21 protein-coding genes and 1 tRNA gene are annotated in these 26,176 nt (G+C 64.2%); 7 read left to right on the top strand and 15 right to left on the bottom strand.

Annotation, left to right across the window (positions count from 1 at the left end):
• Positions 1 to 402 precede the first annotated feature (402 nt).
• The 6 genes from JMY28_RS12205 to JMY28_RS12180 form a co-directional block, all read right to left on the bottom strand.
• Positions 403 to 490, bottom strand: a tRNA-Ile gene (locus JMY28_RS12205).
• 171 nt (positions 491 to 661) lie between these two features.
• Positions 662 to 3,070 carry an RNA polymerase sigma factor RpoD gene (gene rpoD, locus JMY28_RS12200; protein WP_201696181.1) on the bottom strand — a complete coding sequence of 803 codons (2,409 nt, stop codon included), beginning with the start codon at positions 3,068 to 3,070 and terminating at the stop codon, positions 662 to 664.
• A 142-nt stretch (positions 3,071 to 3,212) separates the two neighbouring features.
• On the bottom strand, positions 3,213 to 5,093 hold the full coding sequence (dnaG, locus tag JMY28_RS12195; protein WP_201696180.1) for a DNA primase: 1,881 nt from the start codon (positions 5,091 to 5,093) through the stop codon (positions 3,213 to 3,215).
• Between the two features lie 109 nt (positions 5,094 to 5,202).
• The gene (locus tag JMY28_RS12190; RefSeq protein WP_201696179.1) at positions 5,203 to 5,649 is read right to left on the bottom strand and encodes a GatB/YqeY domain-containing protein; all 447 of its coding nucleotides are present in this window, start codon (positions 5,647 to 5,649) and stop codon (positions 5,203 to 5,205) included.
• Between the two features lie 222 nt (positions 5,650 to 5,871).
• Positions 5,872 to 6,084 (bottom strand): 30S ribosomal protein S21, encoded by a 213-nt coding sequence (gene rpsU, locus JMY28_RS12185; RefSeq protein WP_065059953.1) that lies wholly within the window; start codon positions 6,082 to 6,084, stop codon positions 5,872 to 5,874.
• A gap of 241 nt (positions 6,085 to 6,325) precedes the next feature.
• Entirely contained in the window at positions 6,326 to 7,546 is a 1,221-nt protein-coding gene (locus JMY28_RS12180; RefSeq protein WP_201696178.1) for a BaiN/RdsA family NAD(P)/FAD-dependent oxidoreductase, read from the bottom strand.
• A gap of 169 nt (positions 7,547 to 7,715) precedes the next feature.
• On the opposite strand from JMY28_RS12180, the gene tsaD reads away from it, so the two are divergent.
• Positions 7,716 to 8,744, top strand: coding sequence for a tRNA (adenosine(37)-N6)-threonylcarbamoyltransferase complex transferase subunit TsaD (gene tsaD, locus JMY28_RS12175; RefSeq protein ID WP_201696177.1), 1,029 nt, complete (start codon positions 7,716 to 7,718; stop codon positions 8,742 to 8,744).
• 78 nt (positions 8,745 to 8,822) lie between these two features.
• On the opposite strand, the gene folE2 is transcribed toward tsaD, so the two are convergent.
• The 4 genes from folE2 to JMY28_RS12155 all read right to left on the bottom strand — a co-directional run bounded on the left by folE2 (position 8,823) and on the right by JMY28_RS12155 (position 12,971).
• Positions 8,823 to 9,626 (bottom strand): GTP cyclohydrolase FolE2, encoded by an 804-nt coding sequence (folE2, locus tag JMY28_RS12170; protein ID WP_201696176.1) that lies wholly within the window; start codon positions 9,624 to 9,626, stop codon positions 8,823 to 8,825.
• Positions 9,627 to 9,786: 160 nt separating this feature from the next.
• Positions 9,787 to 11,694, bottom strand: coding sequence for a 1-deoxy-D-xylulose-5-phosphate synthase (gene dxs / locus JMY28_RS12165; protein WP_201696175.1), 1,908 nt, complete (start codon positions 11,692 to 11,694; stop codon positions 9,787 to 9,789).
• Between the two features lie 84 nt (positions 11,695 to 11,778).
• Entirely contained in the window at positions 11,779 to 12,660 is an 882-nt protein-coding gene (locus JMY28_RS12160) for a polyprenyl synthetase family protein (protein ID WP_201696174.1), read from the bottom strand.
• Positions 12,657 to 12,971: an exodeoxyribonuclease VII small subunit gene (locus JMY28_RS12155; RefSeq protein WP_028202970.1), complete on the bottom strand. Its 315-nt coding sequence runs from the start codon at positions 12,969 to 12,971 to the stop codon at positions 12,657 to 12,659. Before JMY28_RS12155 ends, JMY28_RS12160 begins: the two co-directional genes overlap by 4 nt.
• A 307-nt stretch (positions 12,972 to 13,278) precedes the next feature.
• Here JMY28_RS12155 and JMY28_RS12150 point away from each other — a divergent pair, with 307 nt between their 5' ends.
• The gene (locus JMY28_RS12150; protein ID WP_201696173.1) at positions 13,279 to 14,385 is read left to right on the top strand and encodes an aromatic ring-hydroxylating oxygenase subunit alpha; all 1,107 of its coding nucleotides are present in this window, start codon (positions 13,279 to 13,281) and stop codon (positions 14,383 to 14,385) included.
• 138 nt (positions 14,386 to 14,523) lie between these two features.
• The gene (locus tag JMY28_RS12145) at positions 14,524 to 15,393 is read left to right on the top strand and encodes a sulfurtransferase (protein ID WP_201696172.1); all 870 of its coding nucleotides are present in this window, start codon (positions 14,524 to 14,526) and stop codon (positions 15,391 to 15,393) included.
• A 27-nt stretch (positions 15,394 to 15,420) separates the two neighbouring features.
• On the opposite strand, the gene JMY28_RS12140 is transcribed toward JMY28_RS12145, so the two are convergent.
• The 3 genes from JMY28_RS12140 to polA all read right to left on the bottom strand — a co-directional run bounded on the left by JMY28_RS12140 (position 15,421) and on the right by polA (position 20,802).
• A complete protein-coding gene (locus JMY28_RS12140) occupies positions 15,421 to 16,293 on the bottom strand; it encodes a dienelactone hydrolase family protein (protein ID WP_201696171.1) in 873 nt (290 codons plus the stop codon).
• An 83-nt stretch (positions 16,294 to 16,376) separates the two neighbouring features.
• Positions 16,377 to 17,753 (bottom strand): NAD(P)/FAD-dependent oxidoreductase, encoded by a 1,377-nt coding sequence (locus JMY28_RS12135; RefSeq protein ID WP_201696170.1) that lies wholly within the window; start codon positions 17,751 to 17,753, stop codon positions 16,377 to 16,379.
• Between the two features lie 247 nt (positions 17,754 to 18,000).
• Positions 18,001 to 20,802: a DNA polymerase I gene (polA, locus tag JMY28_RS12130; RefSeq protein WP_201696360.1), complete on the bottom strand. Its 2,802-nt coding sequence runs from the start codon at positions 20,800 to 20,802 to the stop codon at positions 18,001 to 18,003.
• A gap of 1 nt (position 20,803) precedes the next feature.
• On the opposite strand from polA, the gene JMY28_RS12125 reads away from it, so the two are divergent.
• Entirely contained in the window at positions 20,804 to 21,571 is a 768-nt protein-coding gene (locus tag JMY28_RS12125) for an LOG family protein (protein WP_201696169.1), read from the top strand.
• Between the two features lie 88 nt (positions 21,572 to 21,659).
• Here the strand turns inward: JMY28_RS12125 and JMY28_RS12120 are convergent, their stop codons facing one another.
• A complete protein-coding gene (locus JMY28_RS12120) occupies positions 21,660 to 22,586 on the bottom strand; it encodes a transcriptional regulator GcvA (RefSeq protein WP_201696168.1) in 927 nt (308 codons plus the stop codon).
• Between the two features lie 100 nt (positions 22,587 to 22,686).
• Between JMY28_RS12120 and JMY28_RS12115 the strand changes: the two genes are divergently transcribed.
• Complete coding sequence (locus tag JMY28_RS12115; RefSeq protein ID WP_201696167.1) at positions 22,687 to 23,292, top strand: chromate transporter; 606 nt, start codon at positions 22,687 to 22,689, stop codon at positions 23,290 to 23,292.
• Complete coding sequence (locus JMY28_RS12110; protein WP_201696166.1) at positions 23,289 to 23,816, top strand: chromate transporter; 528 nt, start codon at positions 23,289 to 23,291, stop codon at positions 23,814 to 23,816. Before JMY28_RS12115 ends, JMY28_RS12110 begins: the two co-directional genes overlap by 4 nt.
• A 69-nt stretch (positions 23,817 to 23,885) precedes the next feature.
• Here JMY28_RS12110 and JMY28_RS12105 read toward each other — a convergent pair whose 3' ends face one another.
• Complete coding sequence (locus tag JMY28_RS12105; RefSeq protein WP_201696165.1) at positions 23,886 to 25,409, bottom strand: AMP nucleosidase; 1,524 nt, start codon at positions 25,407 to 25,409, stop codon at positions 23,886 to 23,888.
• Positions 25,410 to 25,624: 215 nt separating this feature from the next.
• Between JMY28_RS12105 and JMY28_RS12100 the strand changes: the two genes are divergently transcribed.
• Positions 25,625 to 26,032, top strand: coding sequence for a hypothetical protein (locus JMY28_RS12100; protein ID WP_201696164.1), 408 nt, complete (start codon positions 25,625 to 25,627; stop codon positions 26,030 to 26,032).
• Positions 26,033 to 26,176: the final 144 nt, after the last annotated feature.

Raw genomic sequence — 26,176 nt, 5'->3', positions numbered from 1 at the left:
AGATGCATCTCTCCTGAGGTAATCCGCGAGAGCGCAAGCGGCGCTCCCGAACCGCTGGGATTCCCGGCGACATACAAAGTCGTGAGCACGGCGCTGGTGGTGACGGAAGTGAGTCAACGAATGACGCTGCGCACCCTGCAATATCGGTTCAGGACTGCGCGCGAGGCGGCGGGGATCCGTGCGAAGGACTTCCAGTTCAGAGACCTGAGAAGGCTGGAACGGACAAGACGGGAGACATTCGACAAGCCCAGAAGCAGCTCGGGCACGGCTCGATCAGCATGACCGAGCACTACGTCCGCGAGCGGCGCGGCGAGAAGGTCGGACCTACGCACTAACTGACTTTTGCGGAGCGGGAAGGGTTTTGCGGAGCGAGAATCGACATCGAAAAATCGCTGAAACCCTTGGTGGGCCGGGTGGGGTTCGAACCCACGACGTCCTTTCGGAGGCGGATTATGAGTCCGCTGCCTGCAACCAACACGGCGTCCGGCCCACGAAGCTACGAAGCGTAGCGAAAACAGAAGAACTGCAGCAACAAAGCATCAACAAAAAAGCCCGGTCTACCCAAAGGCCGAGCTTTTCGACGACAGGCCGACATACTACACGAAAGCGGGCCGGCCTGGCCATCTTGCACATGACTTCCGTGCATTAAAACTAACCAGGCTCAATTCCCTTCAAGGAACGACTTGAGCTTGTCCGAGCGGCTCGGGTGGCGCAGCTTGCGCAACGCCTTTGCTTCGATCTGGCGAATCCGCTCGCGCGTCACATCGAACTGCTTGCCCACTTCTTCGAGCGTGTGATCGGTGCTCATCTCGATGCCAAAGCGCATGCGCAGCACCTTCGCTTCGCGCGGCGTGAGCGAGTCGAGCACGTCCTTCACAACGTCGCGCATCGAGGCATGCAGCGCGGCATCGGCAGGCGCCACCGTGTTGTTGTCCTCGATGAAGTCACCCAGATGCGAATCGTCGTCGTCGCCGATCGGCGTTTCCATGGAGATCGGTTCCTTCGCGATCTTCATGATCTTGCGGATCTTGTCCTCCGGCATTTCCATCTTCTCGGCGAGCGTTGCCGGATCCGGCTCGAGACCGGTTTCCTGCAGGATCTGCCGCGAAATGCGGTTCATCTTGTTGATCGTCTCGATCATGTGAACCGGAATGCGGATCGTGCGCGCCTGGTCCGCGATCGAACGCGTGATGGCCTGGCGGATCCACCACGTCGCGTAGGTCGAGAATTTGTAGCCGCGACGATATTCGAACTTGTCCACCGCCTTCATCAGGCCGATGTTGCCTTCCTGGATCAGATCGAGGAATTGCAGGCCGCGGTTGGTGTACTTTTTCGCGATCGAAATCACGAGACGCAGGTTGGCCTCGGTCATCTCGCGCTTCGCCTGGCGCGCCTTGAGTTCGCCGGCCGCCATCTGGCGGTTGGTTTCCTTCAAGTCCTTGAGCGGCAGCACCACGCGCGCCTGCAGATCGAGCAGGCGCTGCTGCTGTTCGCGAATGGCCGGGATGTTCCGCGAGAGAATGCCGCTATACCCATGGCTCTCGCCAACGATCTTCTCCGACCACTCGAGGTCGGTTTCATTGCCCGGGAAACGCGCGATGAACTCCGAGCGCGGCATGCCGCACTTGTCCACGACCGTGTGAAGAATCTGGCGTTCGACCTGGCGTACTTCGTCCACCTGCGCGCGCAGCGTGTCGCATAGACGCTCGACCGTACGCGCCGTGAAGCGAATCGACATCAGTTCGTTCTGGATGGTTTCCTGCGCCTTGAGGTAGGACTTCGACTTGTAGCCCTCCTTCTCGAACGCGCGGCGCATTTTGTCGAACCATTCGCTGATGAGGGCGAACTTTTCGAGCGAGGCACGCTTGAGGGCTTCGAGCTGCGCCGCGTTGGCCGTCGCCTGCGCCGCGCCGTCGTCCTCTTCCTCTGCCTCTTCTTCTTCCTCTTCGGCTTCTTCCTCTTCGTCCTCGTTCTCGATCTCTTCCGCTTCCTTGGCGTTAAAGCCGTCGGTATCTTCAGCGTTGGGATCGATCAGGCCGTCGACGAGTTCGTCCACGCGAATCTCGTCGTTCGCCACGCGCTCGGCCATGGCGAGGATGTCGGCAATCGTGGTCGGGCAAGCGGAGATCGCCATGACCATGTGCTTGAGGCCGTCTTCAATGCGCTTGGCGATTTCGATTTCGCCTTCGCGCGTGAGGAGCTCGACCGTGCCCATTTCGCGCATGTACATACGCACCGGGTCGGTCGTGCGGCCAAATTCGGAATCGACGGTGGAGAGCGCGACTTCCGCTTCCTCTTCTACTTCGTCGTCCGAAGAAGCGTTCGGCGCATTGTCGTTGAGGAGCAGCGTCTCGGCGTCGGGCGCCTGCTCGTAGACGGCCACGCCCATGTCGTTGAACGTGCTGATGATGCCTTCGATCGCCTCGGTTTCCGTGAAGTTGTCCGGGAGGTGATCGTTGATTTCCGCATAGGTGAGGAAGCCGCGCTCCTTGCCGAGCTTGATGAGCGCACGTAGCTTCGTGCGGCGCTCCTCGAGCTCCTCGACAGTGCCGGGCTGCGACGACGCGAACGCGTCTTTCAGGAGCGCCTTCTCCTTCGCTCGCCGGTCGCGCGCACGGGTGGTCTTTTCGACCTTGCCCGCGGCGGGGGTGCTGTCTTCGCTCTGGTTTGCGTCGTCATCGACGGGTACTTCATTCAGCTTTTTCGTCATGGAGTTCGCCGTACCGGCTAGTGTCTCGACTCGCGGCTGCTGGACAACAGCCTCTTGAACCGTGGATGCTTGAGCCTCGCGCTCTGCCGCATCGTCCTCGACGGCAGGCACTTCCCTTGCACTTCTCGAACCGGACCGCTTCGTTGCCGGCTGCGTAGCGGCTTTCGCCGCACGTGCAGGCGCTGCTCGCGCAGCCGAAACAGTCATCGACCTCTTCCGGGTAGCCGGTTCAGAACGGTTGGTGGACTCACTGCCCGACGACCGGGCGGAAGAATTGGCAACTGTGGCCTCTGTGACCTTGCTGGTCGGCTCCGTCGAGCCCTTGCCGATTGCCTTTTTTCCGCCTGTAGTCTTTGCCATTGCCATTCCGCCCCTTGCTGGAAAACTGAACATTCACGGGTTACCCCAACCCATTATGTCCGCCCGGAAAAAACAAAAACAAACCGCTGAAAACCTGTTATTTTACCACGCAGGGTAATAATCTCCCTGTGCGGTCCTTCCCTTACAAACCGAGCTGACGTTTCATGTCAGCCCGCGTCTGATTCAGTGACATCAATTCGGCAAGTTCCTCAGGCGTATGTCGCGACTGCCGCGAAAGCGCGTCCAACCGCTCGCAACAGGCGTCGTACCGCATCTTCAGGATTGCCGCCGTCAATTCTTCGCTCACGAGCCGCTCCTGCTCGCGGCGCTCCTCCACCGCAGCGCCATCTTCCGGATTTTTCATCAGCAAATCCCGAACGTTTTCATCATAGTCCAGAATTTCGCGAAAAATCTCCTCGAAGGTTGGAGCATTGACCCCATTTCTCAGCAGGTCCGAAAGCAGCTGAAATTCCGCCGCGTCGCCTAATGCCCGCGCGTGAGTGGTCACTTCCTCGAACAGCTCGCCGTGGCGCGTCAGTCCAATCAGCGCCTTTTCGGCCTCTTCGTCGAGCTGCGACGCGATGCGCGGGTGCATCACGAGGTTGCGCAGCGCCTTGCGCTCAATACCGGTCACAAGGTGCCGGTCCTTGCGCGCGGGCGCCCGGCGCGCCGCCTGGGCGATGCGCGCATCGACTTCGCACAGCGCGGCCACTTCCTCGAACGGCACGTCCAGCCGGTCCGCGAACATGTGCATGATCTGCGCCCGCAGGGCATTCGCCGGCAGCGCCTGAAGGAGCGGCTTCGCGTCGAACAGCGCCCGGGCGCGCCCTTCCGGCTGGTCCAGTTCCTTGTCCGCCAGCACCTCGTTGAGCATGAACTGGGACAGCGGCATGGCCCGCTCGACCTGCTCCGAGAATGCCTCGGCGCCGAATTCGCGCACGTAGCTGTCCGGGTCGTGCTCCTGGGGCAGGAACAGGAAACGAATCGTGCGGTTGTCGGCCGCGTGCGGCAGGCACGCGTCGAGCGCGCGCCGCGCGGCGCGGCGGCCCGCCGAGTCGCCGTCGAAGCTGAAGATCACCGTATCGGTCTGACGCATGAGCTTCTGCACGTGGACCGGCGTACACGCGGTGCCGAGCGTCGCCACGGCGTTCTGAAAACCCAGCTGCGCGAGCGCGACGACGTCCATGTACCCCTCGACCGCCAGAACATAGCGCTGTTCCCGGATCGCGAGGCGCGCCTCGAACAACCCGTACAGTTCGCTGCCCTTGTTAAATAGCGGCGTTTCCGGGGAATTCAAATACTTGGGCTCGCCGCCGTCCAGCACGCGGCCGCCAAATCCTATGACCTGACCTTTCACGTTGCGGATCGGGAACATCACGCGGTCGCGGAAGCGGTCGTACCGGCGCGACTGGCCCTGCGCGTCCTGCTTTTCGCTGACGATGACGAGGCCCGCCTCCACCAGCGCGTCGTCGCGATAGTTCGTAAACGCAGTTTCGAGGTTCTGCCATCCATCCGGCGCGTAGCCCAGGCCGAAACGCGCGGCGATTTCGCCCGTGAGGCCGCGCTTTTTGAGGTACTGAATGGCGTTGGTCGCGCTGCGCAGTTGCTTGCGGTAGTAGTCGCAGGCGGTCTGCATGACGTCGGAAAGCGCGGTGGTCACGGCCTTCGAGACAGCCGGAGCGTACCCACCGGCCGCGCCAGCCCCGCCGCTCCCGCCCCGCAGGGGCGAAGGCTCTTGCGGCACGGTCAGGCCGACCGACTGGGCGAGTTCGTTGACGGCCTCAGGGAACGTCAGCCCCGCGTGCTCCATGAGGAAGCCGATGGCAGTGCCGTGCGCCCCACAGCCGAAGCAGTGATAGAACTGTTTGGTTGGACTAACAGTGAACGAAGGGCTCTTCTCGTTGTGGAACGGACACAAGCCCATGAAGTTCGCGCCGCCCTTCTTGAGCTGCACGAAGCGACCCACCACGTCGACGATATCGACGCGGTTCAGCAGGTCTTGCAGGAACGAATGCGGAATCATCGAAGCGAACGCGCTCGGGCAGCCAGGGCTCGCGCGGCCCGAATACGTGACGTATGGGCCTCGCGGCGTCGCCCTTGGCGGGCCGGCGCCGCGTGCGAACCAGGTGCGCTTACTTCGAAAGCGCGGCTTTGACGAGCCCGGACACGGCCGTCATGTCGGCACGTCCGGCGAGCTTCGGCTTGAGCACGCCCATCACCTTGCCCATGTCCTGCGGACCGGCTGCGCCCACCTGGGCAACGGCCGCCTGCACTTCGGCGGCGATCTCGGCATCCGAGAGTTGCGCAGGCATGTAGGCGGTCAGGACGGTCACCTCGGCGGCTTCTTTCTCGGCAAGATCGGTGCGGCCGGCGGCCTCGAACTGGCTGATCGAGTCTTTGCGCTGCTTGAGCATCTTGTCGATGACGGCCGTGATGCCGGCGTCGTCGAGCGTCACGCGATCGTCGACTTCACGTTGCTTGATAGCGGCGAGCAGCAGACGAATCGTGGCGAGGCGTTCGCTTTCGCGCGCGCGCATCGCGGTTTTCATGTCGTCGTTGATCTGGTCTTTGAGACTCATCACTCACCTGAAATACGTTGGGGTTGCTGGAATGCAAAAACCCGCCTGGAAACGCTTCCAGGCGGGTTGGCGCAAATTCGACATGGTTGCGACCACACCAGAGGACAGCGGCCGCGTTGCGCCAGGTCATCAAAGGCCGCGGACCGGCTGTCCACGTCGCCGCGAAAGTCACGCGAAGTCCACGCTGGAACTGCGCGGCCACGCGCCACGGCGACGCCGGAATCAGTACATCTTCTTCGGCAACATCTGGCTGCGCAGACGCTTGAAATGGCGCTTCACCGCCGCCGCCTTCTTGCGCTTGCGTTCAGCCGTAGGCTTCTCGTAGAACTCGCGCGCGCGAAGTTCGGTCAACAGACCGTTCTTCTCGATCGTGCGCTTGAAGCGGCGCATAGCGACTTCAAACGGTTCGTTTTCTTTTACGCGGATGGTCGTCATTTTCCAATAACGGATCGGGGGTAAAGAGGATTGAGTATAGCAGTTCCGGATTTGCGCATCGCGCGCCTGGCTGGGGGGAAACCCCGACTCCGGCAACGGGCTCGACCGCGCCCGGAGCCTTCCCTGGCGGGGCTGCGGAGCATCAAGCGGCGCCCCCGTCCGACGAGCAGCAACGGCACCAGTGCGATCCCGATGGCACGCTGCACAGCGCGAGCTTGGGCAGTTCGTATCAGTCAGGAAATCAGCTTGCGCTCACCGAATATTGCGCGGCGGCCTCCCCGGCCGCGACGCCCGAAGCCCACGCCCACTGGAAGTTGTAGCCACCAAGCCAGCCCGTCACGTCCACGGCTTCGCCCACGAAGTAGAGGCCCGGCACGCGCTGGCTCATCATCGTCGCCGAGGAGAGCTCGCGCGTGTCCACGCCGCCGCGCGTGACTTCCGCCTTCTTGTAGCCTTCGGTGCCCGTCGGCGTGAGCGTCCACTGGGCGAGCCCTTCGCCGATCTTGCGCAGCGTTTTATCGGGCAGATCGGCAATACGCGCGTCGGCCTTCACCTGATGCGCCTCCAGCCACACATGCGCGAGGCGCGCCGGGACCCATTCGGCGAGCAGGTTGCCGATCTGGCGTTTCGTCGCGCTCTTGGCCTCGATCAATGCCGCCGCCGGATCGTGTTCGGGTAGCAGGTTCACGCGGATCGGCTGGCCCGGCTGCCAGAAGCTCGAAATCTGCAAGACGCCGGGACCGGAAAGGCCGCGGTGCGTGAAAAGCAGGTCTTCGTCGAAGGCGCCGCCGGTCTTGCGCTCGCCGGTCGCCACATGAACCTCGAGCGAAACGCCCGCGAGCGGCACGTAGGGCGTCCACTCGTCCTGCGCGAATGTGAGCGGCACGAGCGCCGGGCGCGTGTCGATGAGCTTGTGGCCGAACTGCTTCGCAACGCGATACGCGAAGTCGGTGGCGCCGATTTTCGGGATCGACAGGCCGCCCGTCGCGATCACGAGCGCTTTCGCACGTATCTCGCCTTGCGGCGTGCCGAGCGTGAAGCCCGCGCCGTCGGCATGGCTCACCGCTTCCACCGGTAGCGGCCGGCGCCACGCCACGTGGCCGGCGTCACATTCGGCGCGCAGGACGTCGATGATCGCGTCACTCGACTGGTCGCAGAAAAGCTGGCCCTTGTGCTTTTCGTGCCAGGTCACGCGATGCTGGCGCAACAGCGCGAGGAAGTCGCGCGGCGTGTAGCGCGCCAGCGCCGAACGGCAGAAATGCGGGTTGTTCGAGAGATAGTTGGCCGGGCTCGCCTGCAGGTTCGTGAAGTTGCAGCGCCCGCCGCCCGAGATGCGGATTTTCTCCGCGAGGCGCGGCGCGTGGTCGATCAGCGCCACGCGACGGCCCTGCTGGCCTGCCACCGCCGCGCACATCATGCCGGCCGCCCCTGCGCCGATCACGGCGATGTCGAAAGATTCCATGGCGCGCATTCTACCCGCGCGGCGGCGGGGCTTGTCCGCTGGGGCTCCACTTGCCGCCCTCAGCCGGCTTTCACGCGCGCTGCTATACTTTTATGTTCTCTTAATTCTTGATTTAGCGACGGTTTTTAGCGGTTCATCCCGCGCAAAACCATCGCCGCGTCCCCACATCATGCTCGTTCTCGGCATCGAAAGCTCCTGCGACGAAACCGGCCTCGCGCTCTACGACAGCGAGCGCGGCCTGCTCGCGCACGCGCTGCACTCGCAGATCGCCATGCATCGCGAGTACGGCGGCGTTGTGCCGGAACTGGCCTCCCGCGACCATATCCGCCGCGCGCTGCCGTTGCTCGAAGAGGTGCTCGCGAAGAGCGGCGCGGCGAAAAGCGACATCGACGCCATCGCATTCACGCAAGGCCCTGGTCTCGCGGGCGCACTGCTCGTGGGCGCGAGCATCGCCAATGCGCTCGCCATGGCGTGGAACCGTCCGACCGTGGGGATTCACCACCTCGAAGGGCACTTGCTTTCACCGCTGCTGGTCGACGCGCCGCCGCCGTTTCCGTTCGTCGCGCTGCTGGTGTCGGGCGGCCACACTCAACTGATGCGCGTGACCGACGTGGGCGTCTACGAAACCCTCGGTGAAACGCTCGACGACGCCGCCGGCGAAGCCTTCGACAAAACGGCCAAGCTGCTTGGCTTAGGCTATCCAGGCGGCCCGGAAGTCTCGCGCCTCGCGGAGTTCGGCACGCCAGGCGCGGTCGAGCTGCCACGCCCGATGCTGCATTCGGGCGATCTCGACTTCAGCTTCAGCGGACTCAAGACGGCCGTGCTGACGCAAGTGAAGAAGCTCGGCACGAACATCTGCGAGCAGGGAAAGGCCGACATCGCGCGCGGTTTCGTCGATGCCGCGGTCGAGGTACTGGCCGCGAAGTCGCTCGCCGCGCTCAAGCGCACGAAGATGAAGCGCCTCGTGGTGGCGGGCGGCGTGGGCGCGAACAAGCAGTTGCGCGAGACGCTTTCGGCGGCGGCGCAAAAGCGCGGCTTCGAGGTGCATTACCCCGACCTCTCGCTGTGCACCGACAACGGTGCGATGATCGCGCTCGCTGGCGCGCTGCGCCTGAAGCGCTGGCCCGAGCAAGCCACGCGCGATTATGCGTTCACGGTGAAGCCGCGCTGGGATTTGACGTCGCTTGCGCAGCAATAATGCGATTGCCGCCGCAGAAGTAAAAAAAAGCCGCCCAAGGGCGGCTTTTTTGTTGACGGCGCAACGAGGCGGCCAGCTTTATGCCTCGCGCTTGTCATGCTCGATCACGGCATAGGCGCTGTGATTGTGGATCGACTCGAAATTCTCGGCTTCGAGCGTATAGGCGATCACGCGCGCATCGGCGTTCAGGCGCACGGCCACGTCGCGCACGAGGTCTTCGACGAACTTGGGGTTTTCATACGCGCGCTCGGTCACGAACTTCTCGTCCGGGCGCTTGAGCAGGCCCCACAGTTCGCACGACGCCTCTTCTTCTGCCATGCGAATGAGGTCTTCAACCGGCAGATCGCCTTCGAACTCGACGTTCATCGTCACGTGCGAGCGCTGGTTGTGCGCACCATATTGCGAGATCTTCTTCGAGCACGGGCACAGGCTCGTCACGGGCACGAGCACCTTGAGGAAGAGGCGCGTCTGACCGTTACGCGCCTCGCCCGTGAGCGTTACTTCGTAGTCCAGCAGACTTTCCACGCCCGACACCGGCGCGATTTTCTTCACGAAGTACGGGAACGTGACTTCGATACGGCCCGCCTGCGATTCGAGCTTCGTGAGCATCGCCGCCAGCATCGCGCGGAACGTGGCGGGCTCGAGCGGCGCCTTGTTCTCTTCGAGCAACGCGACAAAGCGCGACATGTGCGTGCCCTTCTGGTCGGCCGGCAGATGAACGTCGAGGCTCCACATGCCGACGCTCGGCTGGACGCCTGCGCCCGTCTTCACCGTGAGCGGATGGCGCACAGCCTTCACGCCCACGCGCTGGATCACGATCTGACGGGTATCGACGGAGCTTTGGACGTCCGGCATCACGAAGGCCGGGTTCATCTGATTCATGTTCTTATCCTCAAGCCGCGCCGAACGCGGCGCGCAAATGGCAAACGCCGGCATGAGCCGGCGTTTGCTGGCGGAAACCGGGTACGAAACCCGTCCGCCAGTTCAAATGTGAAAGGGCTGGCGCGAGGCGCCAATCAACCTGTAGCAGCCTCGATCGACCTTACGCGACGCGCATCACCGACTTGCCGGAGACATTCGCCGCCTTGTCGAGAAAGCGTTCGCGAATGGACTTCGCGATCCCTGCTGCGTCGAGCCCACAGCCCGCCAGCAGCTTCGCCGGGTCGCCGTGGTCGATGAAGCGGTCGGGGAGGCCCAATTGTAGTACGGGCTTGATAACCCCACTTTCAAGTAGGGCTTCCACGCAGGCCGAACCGGCACCGCCCATGATGCAGCCTTCCTCGACGGTCACGAGGTAGTCGTGCGTTTCGGCGAGCTGTTTCACGAGGTCCGCGTCGAGCGGCTTCACGAAGCGCATGTTCGCCACGGTGGCGTCCAGCTCTTGCGCGGCGGCGAGCGAGGGCGCCACCATCGTGCCGAACGCGAGAATCGCGATACGGCTGCCTGCCGGCGCCTTGCTCTCGCGGCGCACTTCGCCCTTGCCCACCGGCAGCGCGGCCATCTGCTTGACGGTCGCGACACCCGTGCCCGCGCCGCGCGGGTAGCGCACGGCCGTCGGGCAGTCCTGCTGGAGCGCCGTGTAGAGCATCTGACGGGATTCGTTTTCGTCGGATGCCGCCATGATCATCATGTTCGGGACGCAGCGCATGAACGCGAGATCATAGGCACCCGCGTGCGTCGCGCCATCGGCGCCGACCAGGCCCGCGCGGTCGATGGCGAATACGACCGGCAAGTTCTGCAGCGCAACGTCGTGAATCAGCTGGTCGTAGGCGCGCTGCAGGAAGGTCGAGTAGATCGCGACCACAGGCTTCAGGCCCTCGGCTGCCAGACCGCCCGCGAACGTTACCGCGTGCTGCTCGGCAATACCCACGTCGTAGTAACGGTCCGGGAAGCGCTTTTCAAACTCCACCATGCCCGAGCCTTCGCGCATGGCCGGCGTGATGCCGATCACGCGCTGATCGAGCTCAGCCGCGTCGCACAGCCATTCGCCGAACACCTGCGTGTAGGTCTTCTTTGCGGGCGTCGTCGACGGCTTGATGCCTTCGGCCGGGTTGAACTTACCGGGACCGTGGTACAGGACCGGGTCGGCTTCGGCCAGCTTGTAGCCCTGGCCTTTCTTCGTCACGACGTGCAGGAATTGCGGGCCGCGCAGTTCCTTGATGTTCTGCAGAGTGGGAATCAGCGAATCCAGATCGTGACCGTCGATCGGCCCGATGTAGTTAAAGCCGAATTCCTCGAACAGCGTGGCCGGCACGATCATGCCCTTCGCGTGCTCTTCGAGCTTGCGCGCGAGGTCGAGCACCGGCGGCGCATGGCGCAGCACGCGCTCCACGCCTGCGCGTGCGGCGGCGTAGAAGCGGCCCGACATGAGGCGCGCGAGATGGCGATTGAGCGCGCCAACCGGCGGCGAAATCGACATGTCGTTGTCGTTGAGGATGACGAGCAGCGGCACGTCGTCTTCGACGCCGCCGTTGTTCAGCGCCTCGAACGCCATGCCGGCCGTCATCGCGCCGTCGCCGATCACGGCGATGCCCATGGCGTTGTCGCCCTTGAGCTTGCTCGCGACGGCCATGCCGAGCGCCGCCGAGATCGACGTGCTCGAGTGCGCAGTGCCGAACGTGTCGTACGGCGACTCGTCGCGTTTCGGGAAGCCCGAAATGCCGCCGAGTTGTCGCAGCGTCGACATCTGGTCGCGGCGGCCCGTCAGGATCTTGTGCGGATAGGTCTGATGGCCCACGTCCCAGACGATGCGGTCGCGCGGCGTGTCGAACACGTAGTGCAGCGCGATCGTCAGTTCGACCGTACCGAGGTTGGACGACAGGTGGCCGCCCGTTTGCGAGACGCTCTCGAGAACGAAGGCACGCAGTTCGTCGGCAAGCGGTTGCAACTGGCGGCGATCGAGGCGGCGCAAATCCGCCGGGTCGTCAATGGTTTTCAGCAAGTCGTACATCGTCGTTCCATTGTAGGAAAACTGGCGCTCCCGCACTTTTTCTGCGCATTACTTCCCTTTCATGCGCGTGGGCGGGTTGCGCGGTCAGCTCACCCGGTTCACCACCAGGTCAGCGAGTTCGGCGAGGCGCTGAGCGCGCGCGCCGAACGGTTCGAGCGCCGCGTGCGCGTCGGCGCGCAACTGCTGCGCGAGTGCACGCGAAGCATCAAGACCGATAATCGACACGTAGGTCGGCTTGCCGTCCTTTGCGTCCTTGCCCGCGGTCTTGCCGAGCGTTGCTGAGTCGGCGGTGACGTCGAGAATGTCGTCCACCACCTGGAATGCGAGGCCCACTGCTGCTGCGTACCTGTCGAGCGCGTCAAGGTCTTGCGCCGAAGGCGTCTCGCCCGCCAGCGCGCCCATGCGGACCGCGGCGCGCAAGAGCGCGCCGGTCTTCAGGCGGTGCATCGTTTCGAGCTGCTCGCGGGTGAGCGAATGGCCCACGCTCGCGAGGTCGATGGCCTGGCCGCCGGCCATGCCGATCGAGCCGCTAGCCAACGCGAGCTCGCGCACGAGCGAGGCCTGGCGCTGAGCACCGAGCACGTCCGATGTCAGCGTGACGAAGGCCTGCGACTGCAGCGCATCGCCCACCAGCAGCGCCGTCGGTTCGTCATATTTGACGTGTACCGTGGGTTTGCCGCGACGCATGTCGTCGTCGTCCATGCACGGCATGTCGTCGTGCACGAGCGAGTAGACGTGGATCATTTCGAGCGCGCAGGCCGCCGCGTCGAGCGCTTCGGGCGTGGCGTTCGTGAGTTCGCCCGCCGCGTGGCACAGGAGCGGACGCACCCGCTTGCCGCCGCCCATGACGGCATAACGCATGGCGTCATGCAGCGGCGCCGGCAGCACGTCGGCAGCCGGCAAATAGTGATCGAGCGCGCTTTCGACCCGGTCGAGTACCTGCCGGGTCCATTGGTCAAATGTCATAGATCGTCGTCTCCGCCCGCTGCGGAGTCTGTCGTATTGAGGGGCACGGGCCGCAACGTCTCGCCGTCGAGCACGCGCACCTGTTGTTCAACCTTTTCGAGCTGCTGCTGGCAAAAGCGCACGAGCGCCGCGCCGCGGCGGTACGCCGCAAGCGATTCTTCCAGGCTCAGGCTGCCGCCTTCCATGCGTGCAACGAGCCCGTCGAGCTCCGCAAGCGCCGCCTCGTAGCTCTCGGGCAGGGCTTCGCCCTCGGCCAGTCCGGCTGCGCTTTCGCCCGCGCCAGCGCGGTCTTTCGTTGCGGATTTCGCCATGAGTCGTCGCCAGAATGAAACAAGGCGGACATTCTACGGCAAAAGGTCCATTTCGACCCGCTCCCCGGCTCGTGCACCCTCTCGACCACACGCCCGGGGCCAGTACAAATCGTTTCCGGAAGACCCGATTACCCGTGCATTTGTCTCATATTTCCTGATTTCCTGCCGTCTTTCCGGTGTAATTTTGGCAAAAATCAGTCACTTAGCTACCCCAGGACGGGGCAACCGGGTATAATCGCCGGCTCCCTAAATCGAATCTTCGATGGTTGGGTTGTTCACTGCTTTCACGTCTTCATCGGGAGTGGGAATGTCCAATCTGAGCAATGCATTGCAGCTGAAGTCTATCCACAGCCAGCTGCCAGTCACCGCTTATTTTGACGAAGCGCTACTCAAGCGCGAAATCGACACGCTTTTCCAGAAGGGTCCTCGCTACGTCGGGCACGAACTCATGGTGCCCGAGGCGGGAAACTATTTTGCGCTGCCTGGCGAAAAAGAAGGCCGCGTGCTCGTTCGCAACAAGAGCAACCAGATCGAACTGCTCTCGAACGTGTGCCGGCACCGCCAGGCCATCATGCTAAACGGTCGCGGCACGGCAGACAACATCGTATGTCCGCTGCATCGCTGGACCTATGACCTCAAAGGCGAACTGCTAGGCGCACCGCACTTCGCGGACAAGCCGTGTCTGAATCTGAACAGCTCGCCGCTGCAGAAGTGGAACGGGCTGCTCTTCGAATCCGCCGGCCGCGACGTCGCGCGCGATCTCGCACGCCTTGGGCCGGCCAAACACCTCGACTTTGCGGACTACATGTTCGATCACGTCGAGGTCCACGAGTGCAACTACAACTGGAAGACCTTCATCGAGGTCTATCTGGAAGACTATCACGTCGTGCCGTTCCACCCGGGTCTCGGCAACTTCGTGTCGTGCGACGACCTCCAGTGGGAGTTCGGCGAGTGGTATAGCGTGCAGACAGTCGGCGTGCACAATCACCTCGGCAAGCCGGGCAGCCCGACGTACCGCAAGTGGCACGACGAGGTTCTGCGCTTTCGCAATGGCGTGCCGCCCGAATTCGGTGCGATCTGGATGGTGTACTACCCGAATCTCATGATCGAGTGGTATCCGCACGTGCTCGTCGTTTCGTGGCTCATCCCGCAGGGCACGCAGAAGACGACCAACATCGTCGAGTTCTATTACCCCGAGGAAATCACGCTGTTCGAGCGCGAGTTCGTCGAGGCCGAGCGCGCCGCCTACATGGAAACGGCCGTCGAAGACGACGAAATTGCCGAGCGCATGGACGCCGGCCGCCGTGCGCTCTTCGAGCGCGGCGTTTCGGAAGTCGGCCCCTACCAGAGCCCGATGGAAGACGGCATGCAGCACTTCCACGAGTTCCTGCGCCGCGAGCTGGGACCGATCTGACGCCCAGCAGGCATAAGCCTGGGGTCACTCGAACGCATCACGGAAAGACGGGCTTAGGCCCGTCTTTTTGTTTAGACTGACGGCATCGGGCCGTCACAGAGCTAGAGATGGCGGCCTTGCACGATTCAAGGAGCCGTCATGCCCCACACGCACTACACCACGCTGATCTCGGCCGCCAATCTGCACGAACGCCTGACCGCCGCGCCGGGCAGCGTGCTGGTTTTCGACTGCCGCTTCGATCTCGCCGATCCCGCCGCCGGTGAAAACGCTTATGCGCTCGGCCATCTGCCCGGCGCGCAATATCTGCATCTGGACCGCGACCTCTCGGGCCCGAAGACCGGCAAGAACGGCCGGCACCCGCTGCCCGACCGCTCGGCGCTCGTCGCCACGCTCTCGCTGCGCGGGCTCAACGAAGGCCAGCAGGTCGTCGCCTACGACGCACAAGGCGGCGCCTACGCTGCGCGCCTGTGGTGGCTCTTGCGCTGGCTCGGTCACGACTCGGTGGCCGTGCTCGACGGCGGCCTCAAGGCGTGGGAGGCAGCCGGCTTCCCGCTCGTGCGCGACGTGCCGGCGCCCGCACGCGGCACCTTCAAGGCCGGCGCACCGCTCCAGGTGACGGTGGACGCGCAGGCCATCGTACGCAATCTCGCCACGCGCGAACTGACGGTCGTCGACGCGCGCGCCGCCGACCGCTATCGCGGCGAGAACGAAACGATCGACCCGGTGGGCGGCCATATTCCTGGCGCGCGCAATCGGTTCTATCAGGACAATCTCACGGCGGACGGCCGGTTCAAATCGGCGCATGCGCTGCGCGAAGATTTCACCGCCGTGCTGCCGGGCATCACGCCCGAACACGTGGTCCTGCAATGCGGCTCGGGCGTGACCGCGTGCCACAACGCGCTCGCGATGGAGATTGCCGGCCTGCACGGCGCAGCGCTCTACCCCGGATCGTGGAGCGAATGGAGTGCCGACCCGTCGCGGCCGGTCGCCACGGGCCCCAATCCCTGAGCCGGGAGCCGGAAACCAGGCACGGCGTCAGATCTCGCCGTGCTCCTTGAACCAGGCGATCGCGCGCTTCCAGCCGTCTTGCGCATCGGCCTTGCGATAGCTCGGGCGGTAGTCCGCGAAGAACGCGTGCCCCGCGTCGTTGTACACGACGATTTGCGAACTGCGGCCGCCCTGCGGACCTTGCGCGATGGCGGCCTTCATCTGCTCGAGCGTGTCCTGCGGGATGCTCTCGTCCTGCAAGCCGTACATGGCGAGCACCGGCACCTGCAGGGTGTTTGCGAGATCGAGCGGATTGCTCGGCGCGTTCGCCGTGTGCGGGCCAGCCACGCGCCCATACCACACCACCGCTGCCTTGATGTGCGGGTTGTGCTCCGCATAGAGCCACGCATAGCGCCCGCCCCAGCAAAAACCGTTCACGCCCACGCGCGTCGTGTCGCCGCCATGTTCGCCCGCCCAGGCAACGGCGGCGTCGATGTCGCCCATCACCTGGGCGTCGGGCACCTTGCTCGCAATGTTCTCGCTGATCTGCTGAATCGTTGGGTACACCGAGGCATCGCCCTGGCGCACGAAGAAGTCTGGCGCGATGGCCAGATACCCGAGCTTCGCAAAGCGGCGGCACACATCGGCGATATGCTCGTGCACACCGAAGATCTCGTGTATCACGATGATGACCGGCAGATGCGTCTTCCCTCGCGGCTGCGCGCGATACGCCGGGATCAGTGTCCCACTCGACTGGAAGCCGATCTCGCCGGCTTCGAGACCTTCGCTGTCGGTGTGGATGGTTTGTGCGGAGACGGGCAGCACGGCAGCGGCGAATCCGCTGCCGAGCGCCGCCTTGATGAAGGTGCGGCGGTTGAACGGCACGTGCGGGACGAGGCTATCGACTTCGGGTTTCAGCATGCAGCGCTCCTTGGAGGTCAAACAGCGGAAACAAGCAAAATAGCGCTGCGCCCCTGGACGCAAGCGCTGCTCAGTGCGGCCGCTCAGTGCAGCTTCACGCGCGGCAGCGTCGTGCGGCGCAGCCAGTGCGCGAAGGTATCGAGCACCATGCGCGCGTAGCCGTGCAGCGCCGCGATGTGCAGCCGATACAGCGACATGTACATGAAACGGGCAAACAATCCTTCGATCAACATATTCCCGCCGATCAGCCCGCCCATCAGATTGCCGACCGCGCTGAAGTGGCCGAGCGACACCAGCGAGCCGAAGTCGCGATAGGTGAACTCCTCCAGCGGCTTGCCGGCGAGCAGATTGCCAAGCGACTTGAACAGGAAGGTGGCCTGCTGGTGCGCGGCCTGCGCGCGCGGCGGCACCCCGCGCTCGTGGCCCGGCCATTCGCAGGCCGCGCAGTCGCCGAGCGCGAAGATGTTGTCGTCGAGTTCCGTTTGCAGCGTACGGCGCACGATCAGCTGACCGAGCTTGTTGACGGTCAGGCCATCGAGCCGCGAGAGCACAGCCGGCGCGGTAATGCCCGCAGCCCAGACCGTGAGGTCCGCGCGCAGATTCTTGCCGCTCGCGGTGCGCACGACGCCCGGCGCAACCTCGGTCACGCGCTCTCCAGTCAGCAGCCTCACACCGAGCTTGTTCAGCAGTTCAGCCGTGGCCGAAGAAACGCGCTCGGGCAACGCAGGCAGGATGCGCGTGCCCGCCTCGATCAGCACGATGCCCACGTCGTGCCGCGGATCGAGCTTGTGCAGCCCATAGGCCGAAAGCACCTGCGCGGTGTTGCGCAACTCGGCGGAAAGCTCGACGCCCGTCGCGCCTGCACCGATGATCGCCACTTGCACGCGCGGCTCGGCGCCCCCGTTCATGGCCGGCGAGAGATCGTCCGCCGCCACCTCCGCCGCGATTTTTTCCGGCGCCAGATGTTCGGCGCGCATGCACGCGGCGATCAGACGCTTGCGAAAGCGCTCGGCTTGCTCGACGGTGTCGAGCGCGATGGAATTCTCGGCCGCGCCCGGCACGCCGAAAAAGTGCGTCGTGCTACCGATTGCGAGCACCAGCGTGTCGTATTCGAGCACGCGCTCGGGCAGCATTTCCGCGCCGTCTTCGTCGAGCACGCGCCCGAGTGTGATGCGCTTCGCCGCGCGGTCGAGCGCAGTCAGTTCGCCCTGCTGAAACTCGAAGCCATGCCAGCGCGCCTGCGCCGGATATTCGAGCTGATGCGTGAACGGATCCATGCTGCCCGCCGCGACTTCGTGCAGGAGCGGTTTCCAGATATGCGTTGGATTGCGGTCGACCAGCGTGACCGATGCCGCTTGCGGCTTGCCCCGCTTCGCGCGCGCTTCGCCGTAACGATCGCCGAGCCGTGTTGCCAGCTCCAGCCCGCCTGCGCCTCCTCCCACAACGATAAAGCGATGCATAGACTCTCCGTGCATGTCGAAAGGCGATAGAAAGGCCGATGCATCGGCAACATCATGCGCGAGGCACCGGCCTTCAATCAAATCATTGTCGGTGGACGGAGCGCGCGGCGGCAACCCTTGCGGCGCGCATTCGCGACATCACGCACGCGACGCTTGCCTTATCGCGCGCGCGCAGTTAGGTCCTTGTTGCGGTAGAGCGCATTCAGTACGTACTTAGTAGAGCTTCACTAAGCACGTCAACGCGCCTTCAGTGTGCCTCTTCCCAGTTTTCGCCCACGCCCACTTCGGCCACGAGCGGCACCTTGAGCTGCGCGACCGAGCACATCAGTTCGGGCAGGCGCTTGCGCACCTCGGCGAGTTCGTCGCCCGGCACTTCGAGCACGAGTTCATCGTGCACCTGCATGATCATCTTCGTGCCGATCTTGCGTTCGTCGAGCCACTTCTGCACCGCGATCATCGAAAGCTTGATGAGGTCGGCGGCCGTGCCCTGCATGGGCGCGTTGATGGCGGCGCGTTCGGCGGCCTGGCGGCGCGGGCCGTTGCCGCCGTTGATCTCGGGCAGCCACAGACGGCGGCCGAACACCGTCTCCACGTAGCCGCGCGATTTCGCATCCATGCGCGTTTCGTCCATATAGCGCGCAACGCCCGGATAGCGCGCGAAATAGCGGTCGATATAGAGCTTCGCTGCGTCGCGCGTAATGCCGAGATTCGATGCGAGCCCGAACGCGCTCATGCCGTAGATCAGGCCGAAATTGATGACCTTCGCGATGCGCCGCTGGTCCGAGCTCACTTCGAGCGGCGTGACGCTAAACACCTCGGCAGCCGTGGCGCGGTGAATGTCGTCGCCGCGTGCGAACGCCGCGAGCAGCGATTCGTCGCCCGAGATATGCGCCATGATGCGCAGTTCGATCTGCGAGTAGTCGGCGGAAACGATCTTGTGACCCGGCGGCGCGATGAACGCTTCGCGAATGCGGCGCCCCTCGCCCGTTCGCACAGGGATGTTCTGCAGATTCGGATCGTTCGACGCAAGACGGCCCGTGACCGCCACAGCCTGCGCGTAGTTCGTGTGCACGCGGCCCGTTTGCGCATTGACCATGCGCGGCAGCTTGTCGGTGTACGTGGACTTGAGCTTGGCAAGCCCGCGATGCTCGAGCAGGATCTTGGGCAGCGGGTAGTCTTCGGCGAGTTTTTGCAGCACTTCTTCGTCGGTGGAAGGCGCGCCGCTTGGCGTCTTCTTCACGACCGGCAATTGCAGCTTCTCGAAGAAGATCTGGCCGATCTGCTTGGGCGACCCCAGATTGAATTCGCCGCCCGCGAGCGCGTACGCTTCCTGTTCGAGCGTGATGAGCCGCACAGCGATTTCCGCGCTCTGCTTGTCGAGCCGTTCGGTATCGATGAGCACACCGTTGCGCTCCACCTTGCGCAGCACGCGCGACGTGGGCAATTCGATGTTGCGATAGACGTAGTCGAGGCCCTTCTCCGGCGCGATCTGCGGATAGAGCGCGCGGTGCAATTGCAGCGTGACGTCGGCGTCTTCGGCAGCGTATTCGGCAGCCTTTTCGAGCGAGACTTCGTCGAAGCCGATCTGCTGCGCGCCCTTGCCCGCCACTTCTTCGTACTTGATCGTCTTGATGCCGAGATGGCGCAGCGCGAGGCTGTCCATGTCGTGACTGCGATGCGATTCGAGCACATACGATTCGAGCAGCGTGTCATGCTCCACGCCGTTCAGTTCGATACCGTAGTTCGCAAGCACCTGCTCGTCATACTTCATGTGCTGGCCGACTTTCTTGTGCTTCTCGCTTTCGAGCCACGGCTTCAGGCGCGCGAGCACTTCATCCATCGGCAGTTGATCGGGTGCGTCCGGGCCGCGATGCGCGAGCGGCAAATACGCGGCCACGCCCGGCTGCGTCGAGAACGACATGCCAACAAGCTTCGCGACCATCGGATCGAGCGCCGTGGTCTCGGTATCGAACGCAGTGAGTTCGGCGGCCTCGATTTTCTTGAGCCACGTATCGAACTGCGGCCACGTCTGGATCGTTTCGTAATGGCGCGGCGCATCGACGAAGAGCGCGGGCTGCACCATCGCGTCTTTCTCCGGCGCGTCGCCTTGGGTCGCAGCGGGCACCGTCTCGCTCTGCTGACTCGCTTCGGTCACTTCGCGCAGCCAGGTCTTGAAACCGTGGCGCGCGAAGATATCGCGCAGTTCTTCGCGCGCTTCGGGGCGCGTGGCGAGCGACGCTTCGATCGACTCGAGATGCGGCGTGAGATCGCAAGCCGTTTCCACCGTGACGAGCTTTCGCGCCATCGGCAGGAAGTCGAGCGCGTCGCGCAGATAGCCGCCCACGGCACCCTTGATTTCGTCCACATGCGCGATCACGCCATCGAGCGAATCGTATTGCGTGAGCCACTTCACCGCGGTTTTCGGGCCGCATTTGTTCACGCCCGGCACATTGTCGACGGTGTCGCCAATGAGCGAGAGATAATCGATGATGCGCTCAGGCGGCACGCCGAACTTCGCGATCACGCCTTCGCGATCGAGCGTTTCGTTCGTCATCGTGTTGATGAGCGTGACGTGGTCCGTGACGAGTTGCGCGAGGTCCTTGTCGCCCGTGGAAACGACGACCTTCATGCCGAGCTTTTCCGCCTGGTGAGCGAGCGTGCCGATCACGTCGTCGGCCTCGACGCCTTCGATCATCAGCAGCGGCCAGCCGAGCGCGCGCACCGCCGTGTGAATGGGCTCGATTTGTGCTGCGAGCGGCTCAGGCATGGAAGGCCGGTTGGCCTTGTACTCGGGGTACCAGTCGTCGCGGAACGTCTTGCCCTTTGCATCGAACACGCACGCGCTATACTCTGCCGTAACGTCCTTGCGCATGCGACGCAGCATGTTGATGATGCCGTATAGCGCGCCCGTCGGTTCGCCGTCGGGACCGCGCAGATCCGGCATTGCATGGAAGGCCCGATAGAGATAGCTAGAACCGTCGACCAGCAACAGGGTCTTCCCTTCCAGCTCATTTTGTAGCTTCGTTTCCACGCGTAGTTCTTCAGGCATTATGGACAAGAGAAAAGTGATTCCGAGTCTGCGTTCACTCGCAGATCAAGAGCGCGCGACGGCCAAGAAGGCGCGCGCATCGTGGCAGATGTTCACGATTATGGCAGAGTTTATTGAGGCGACCGAGTACCTGTCCGAGATCCGGCCAGCGGTCAGCATCTACGGTTCCGCCCGCCTGAAACCGGAGTCGAAGTACTACCAGCTCGCCAGCACGATCGCGCGAAAAGTCTCGGACGCGGGCTTCGCCGTGATCTCGGGCGGCGGCCCCGGCATCATGGAAGCCGCGAACCAGGGCGCGCATGCGGGCAAGTCGCCTTCGGTGGGCCTGAACATCGAGTTGCCGCACGAGCAGTCGGGCAACCAGTGGCAGGACATTTCGCTGCGCTTCCGCCATTTCTTCACACGCAAGGTCACGTTCGTGAAGAACTCGGACGCCGTGATCGTCATGCCCGGCGGCTTCGGCACGCTCGACGAACTGGCCGAGGTGCTCACGCTCATCCAGACGAAAAAGTCGCGTCATGTGCCCATCATTCTGGTGGGCGCCGAATTCTGGAAGGGCCTGCTCGACTGGTTCCGCTCGGCGCTCGTGCCGATGGGCCTCATCAATCCCGAAGACATGGACTTGATGCAGGTGATCGACGACCCGGACCAGGTGCTCGAAGCCGTTCTCAAGTTCTACGAAGATGCGGACACCGCCGAAGACGCCGGCAAGGAACACCCGACGCGCCGCGACCGCGACTCCGACGAAGACCGGATGTTCTATCTCTGATGCTTCGCTTGCGGCGCGGCGTGCGGATGGCCTGCGGTTGATGTTTTCGTAGGTATCCGTTGCGCTCGCGCTTCAGCGCAACACCCCTTCATGCTTTCTCCGCGCTTGCGGGCACGCCGGATGCACCGTGCGGCGCCCGCGCGCTCGCCTGCTCCTCCAGCCAGCGGCAAAACTGCGACACGAGCGGCGCTTGCGCCACCTCGCGGCGCGCCACCCACCAGTAACCGCGCGCGTCGAGATGTGGGCCGGCGAGCGGGGTGACGAGACGGCCTGACGCGAGCTCGTCGTCGAGCAGCGGCAGCGGGCCGAGCGCAACGCCAAGACCATCCACGGCAGCCTGCAAGGCCAGATAGAAGTGGTCGAACGACTGCTTCTTCCGGCATTTGGCTTTCACCCCGGCGGCCGCAAGCCAGGTACGCCACGCATCGGGCCGCGTGTCCGAATGCAGCAGCACGTGGCGCGCAAGATCGTTCGCCTGATGAATCGGCGCGCGTTTGAGCAGCGCCGGGCTGCACACCGGCAGTTCCGTCTCGTCGAGAAAATGGCCGGCCTCGCAGTCGGGCCAGTGGGCCGGTCCGCGCCGCACGGCCACATCGAAGCCTTCGAGCGTCTCGACCGGCGCGTTCGAGGTGGACAGTCGCAACTCGACGTTCGGCGCGAGACGCTGAAACTGCGAGAGCCGCGGCAGCAGCCATTTCATCGCGAAGGTGGGCAGCGCGTTCACGCGCAGCACGTGCACCACGCCCGTGTCGCGCAACTGGTTGGTTGCGCGCGCGATGTCGTCGAATGCCGATTGCACGGCGGCCAGGTAGCGCCGCCCGTCCTCGGTCAGCGCGACGCGCTTGCCGTGCCGGTGAAACACCTGCACGCCGACCCACGCCTCAAGCGCCGCCACCTGCCGGCTGATGGCACCGTGAGTCACATGGAGCTCGCCCGCCGCCGCGGAGAAGCTGTTGTGCCGTGCTGCGGCTTCGAACGCGCGCAGCGCGGGAAAGGGAGGAAGGGAGCGTGCCATGCTTGTGAGTGTAGATCACAAGAACGCACCATAGAAATCGTTTTGCCGCGCGCGCGATTGGGCTTAATCTCGGAACTTGCCTCAGAGGTCCCTTCCATTCATGAAACAACCCATTTCATCGCCCGCCGTTGCCGCACATGGCACGGACGAAGGCCTGCAGACGCCTACGGTGCGCGATCTGTTCTTCGGCTTCCTCGGTCTTGGCTTCACATCGTTTGGCGGTGCACTGCCGTTGGCGCGCCGCACCATCGTCGAGCAGCGCCGCTGGCTCCACGCCAGCGAGTTCACCGACCTGCTCGGCCTCTGCCAGTTTTTGCCGGGCGGCAACGTCATCAATCTGTCGGTTGCGCTCGGCATGCGCTTTCAGGGCTGGCGCGGCGCGCTTGCGGGCATCCTCGGCCTGATCGCGGGTCCGTCGCTCGTCGTGGTCGGGCTCGGCGTGCTTTACGAGCGCACGCAAAACGACCCGCACGTGCGGCATCTGTTCGTGGGGCTCGCCGCGGCGGCCGCCGGGTTGCTCGTCTCGATGGCGCTGAAGATCGTGCTGCCGCTGCGGCGCGATCCCGCCGCGGCCGTCGTCGCCGCGCTCGGCTTCGTGGCCATTGCCGTGCTGCGCACGCCGCTTTTGCCCACCATGCTCGTGCTCACGCCAGTCGGCATCGCGCTTGCGGCCCGCGCGGCGCGCAAGGAAGGAGGCGCGCGATGACCGCCACACTCGTTGCGCTCGCCGCGATCTTCAGTCAGCTCTCGCTGCTCGCATTCGGTGGCGGCAACACGATCCTGCCCGAGATGCAGCGTCAGGTCGTCGAGGTGCACCACTGGATGCCCGCGAGCGAGTTCAGCGCGCTCTTCGCGCTTGCCCAGGCCGCCCCGGGCCCGAACATGATGGTCGTGACACTGGTGGGCTGGCACGTGGCCGGCTGGGCGGGCATGCTGGTCACGTCGATTGCGAAGTTCGGACCGTCGTCGCTTGTCACGATCGCCGCGCTGCATGCGTGGGACCGCTTCAAGGACCGCCCGTGGCGGCGCATCGCGCAAAAAGGGCTCGTGCCGGTGACGGCAGGCCTCGTGGCCGCGAGTGCGGTGTTGATCGCGAAGGCTTCAGATCCATCGTGGATCGCGTGGGCGATTACCGGCGTGTGCGCCGTGCTCGCGTTTCGCACGAAGATTCATCCGCTGTGGCTGCTTGGCGCGGGGAGTTTGATTGGGTTGATGGGGTTTGGTCAGTGAAGTGATGCGAGAACGACAAGACAAACCGGCGGCGGCGCCTGTGGCCAGCCGCCGCCGTTGAATGCGCTCCTACTGAAACGCCACCTCCGCAAAACTGCGCAACTTCCGGCTATGGAGCTTGTGCAAACCGTTCGTGCGCAGAATCTCCATCGCCTTCACGCCGATCTGCAAATGCTGATCGACCTGCGCGCGATAGAACGAATCGGCCATGCCCGGCAGCTTGAGCTCGCCATGCAAGGGCTTGTCGGAAACGCACAGCAAAGTGCCGTACGGCACGCGAAAGCGGAATCCGTTTGCGGCGATGGTCGCGCTTTCCATGTCGAGCGCGATCGCGCGGCTCTGCGAAAGGCGCTGCACCGGCTCGCGATGATCGCGCAGCTCCCAGTTGCGGTTGTCGACGCTCGCCACCGTCCCCGTGCGCATCACGCGCTTGAGTTCCACGCCATCGAGCCTGGTAACCTCCGCGACCGCCCGCTCGAGCGCGAGCTGCACTTCCGCGAGCGCCGGAATCGGCACCCATAGCGGCAAATCGTCGTCGAGCACGTGATCCTCACGCACATACCCGTGCGCGAGCACGTAGTCGCCGAGGCGCTGCGTATTGCGCAAGCCAGCGCAGTGGCCAAGCATGATCCACGCATGCGGACGCAGCACGGCAATGTGATCGGTGATCGTCTTCGCATTCGACGGTCCCACGCCGATGTTGATCATCGTGATGCCGCTGCCGTCAGCACGCTTGAGGTGGTAGGCCGGCATTTGCGGCAGGCGCGCCGGCGCCGTGCCTTCGTCGTCCTGCTCGCCCAGGTTCGCGTTGTAGGTCACCACGTCGCCAGGCTCGACGAACGACGTGTATTCACTGCGGTAGTTGCGCAGGTCGGCGTCGTCGGTATGCGCCATCATCGCGCGGCCGAGCTTCACGAACTCGTCGATATAGAACTGGTAGTTCGTGTAGAGCACGTAGTTCTGCACGTGCGTGGGCGACGTGGCCGTGTAGTGCTTGAGCCGATGCAGCGAAAAGTCGACGCGCGGCGCGGTGAAGAGCGCAAGCGGATGCGGCTCGCCCGGCTCCGGCTCGTAGGTGCCGTTCACGATGCGGTCATCGAGCTGCGCGAGATCGGGCACATCGAACACGTCGCGCATGGCGAAGAGGCGCTCGCGGTCGAGATCGCCTTCGAGGTGGATGCCTTCGGCGAACGCGAAGTGCACGGGAATCGGTTGATCCGACACGCCCACTTCGATACCCACGTGATGGTTCTTCGCGAGCAGGCGCAACTGCTCGCGATAGTAATTGCCGAACAGGTCGGGCCGCGTGACGGTGGTCTCGAACACACCGGGGCCGGCCACGAAACCATACGAACGGCGTGAGTCGATATGCGTATTGACGTTGGTGCGGATGCGCACGAACGGATAGCACGCGCGCACGCGGCGCTCGAACGCTTCGCCGCGGCGATAGCGCGCAAACGCGTCGCGCAGGAAAGACGTATTCGCTTCGTAGATGCTCGAGAGGCGCGCCACGGCGTCGGCGGCGTCTTCGAAAAACTCGTCCGGGAAGTCGTGCGCCGGCGTCATGAGGGGCCGCAGGTGGTCGTTGTTCATCTTCGTTCGCCTCTCCGTTTGATGGGTCCACATTACCACGGAAGGTGCGACTTTCTGGCGACGGACCTCGCCGCGCCCAGGGCTTTTACAGCACCCGTCACGCGCGGGCCGCGGGCGCCGCGCACCGCCCGCCGGGCGCGGGCCGCAGCGCTTGCGCGACATGGGGTGAAGCGCCCGGATTTGCTAGAATTGGAGCATCCCATCGGAGAATGACCATGAAGTCGCACCTTCTTGCCGCCGTCGCGGTGACGCTCGCTTTCAGCGGGGTCGCCATGGCCGCGCCGGCCGACGACGCAAAGACCGCCGTCGAGGCACAATCCGCGCAGTCCGAGAACGAGCGCGCGGGCCTGCCCGACCTGGCCGCGATCAACAACCAGCCGGCCGCACGCGTCACCTCGAAGGTCAACATCAACGACGTGCCGCGCGTGCCCAGCTATCACGAAGTGAGCCGGAACGGCACCGAAATCACCGAGTTCCGCGACAAGGGCAAGCCCGTCGAAATCAACGTGCATTCGAACTTCGGCACGCGCTACACGATGAGCGCGAGCCCCGACACCTCGCCGCAAGTGCGCAACAACGGCCAGGCCAGCACGCGCCTGCCGTCGATCAACCTGCATTACTGATCCATCTGAGCGCGCGCATGCCTGTACGGGGCATGCCCACGCCCTCCGCCATGTGCAGCGCCCCATAAAGCCGGGCCGCCGCCATCGCACCTGAGCCGGACACGCTCGCACGCCCCTCGGGCAGCACGACGCAGCGTTCGCCGA

Source organism: Paraburkholderia hiiakae (assembly GCF_904848665.1).
Classification (GTDB): domain Bacteria; phylum Pseudomonadota; class Gammaproteobacteria; order Burkholderiales; family Burkholderiaceae; genus Paraburkholderia; species Paraburkholderia hiiakae.
This window is presented reverse-complemented; position numbering and strand designations above follow the sequence as displayed.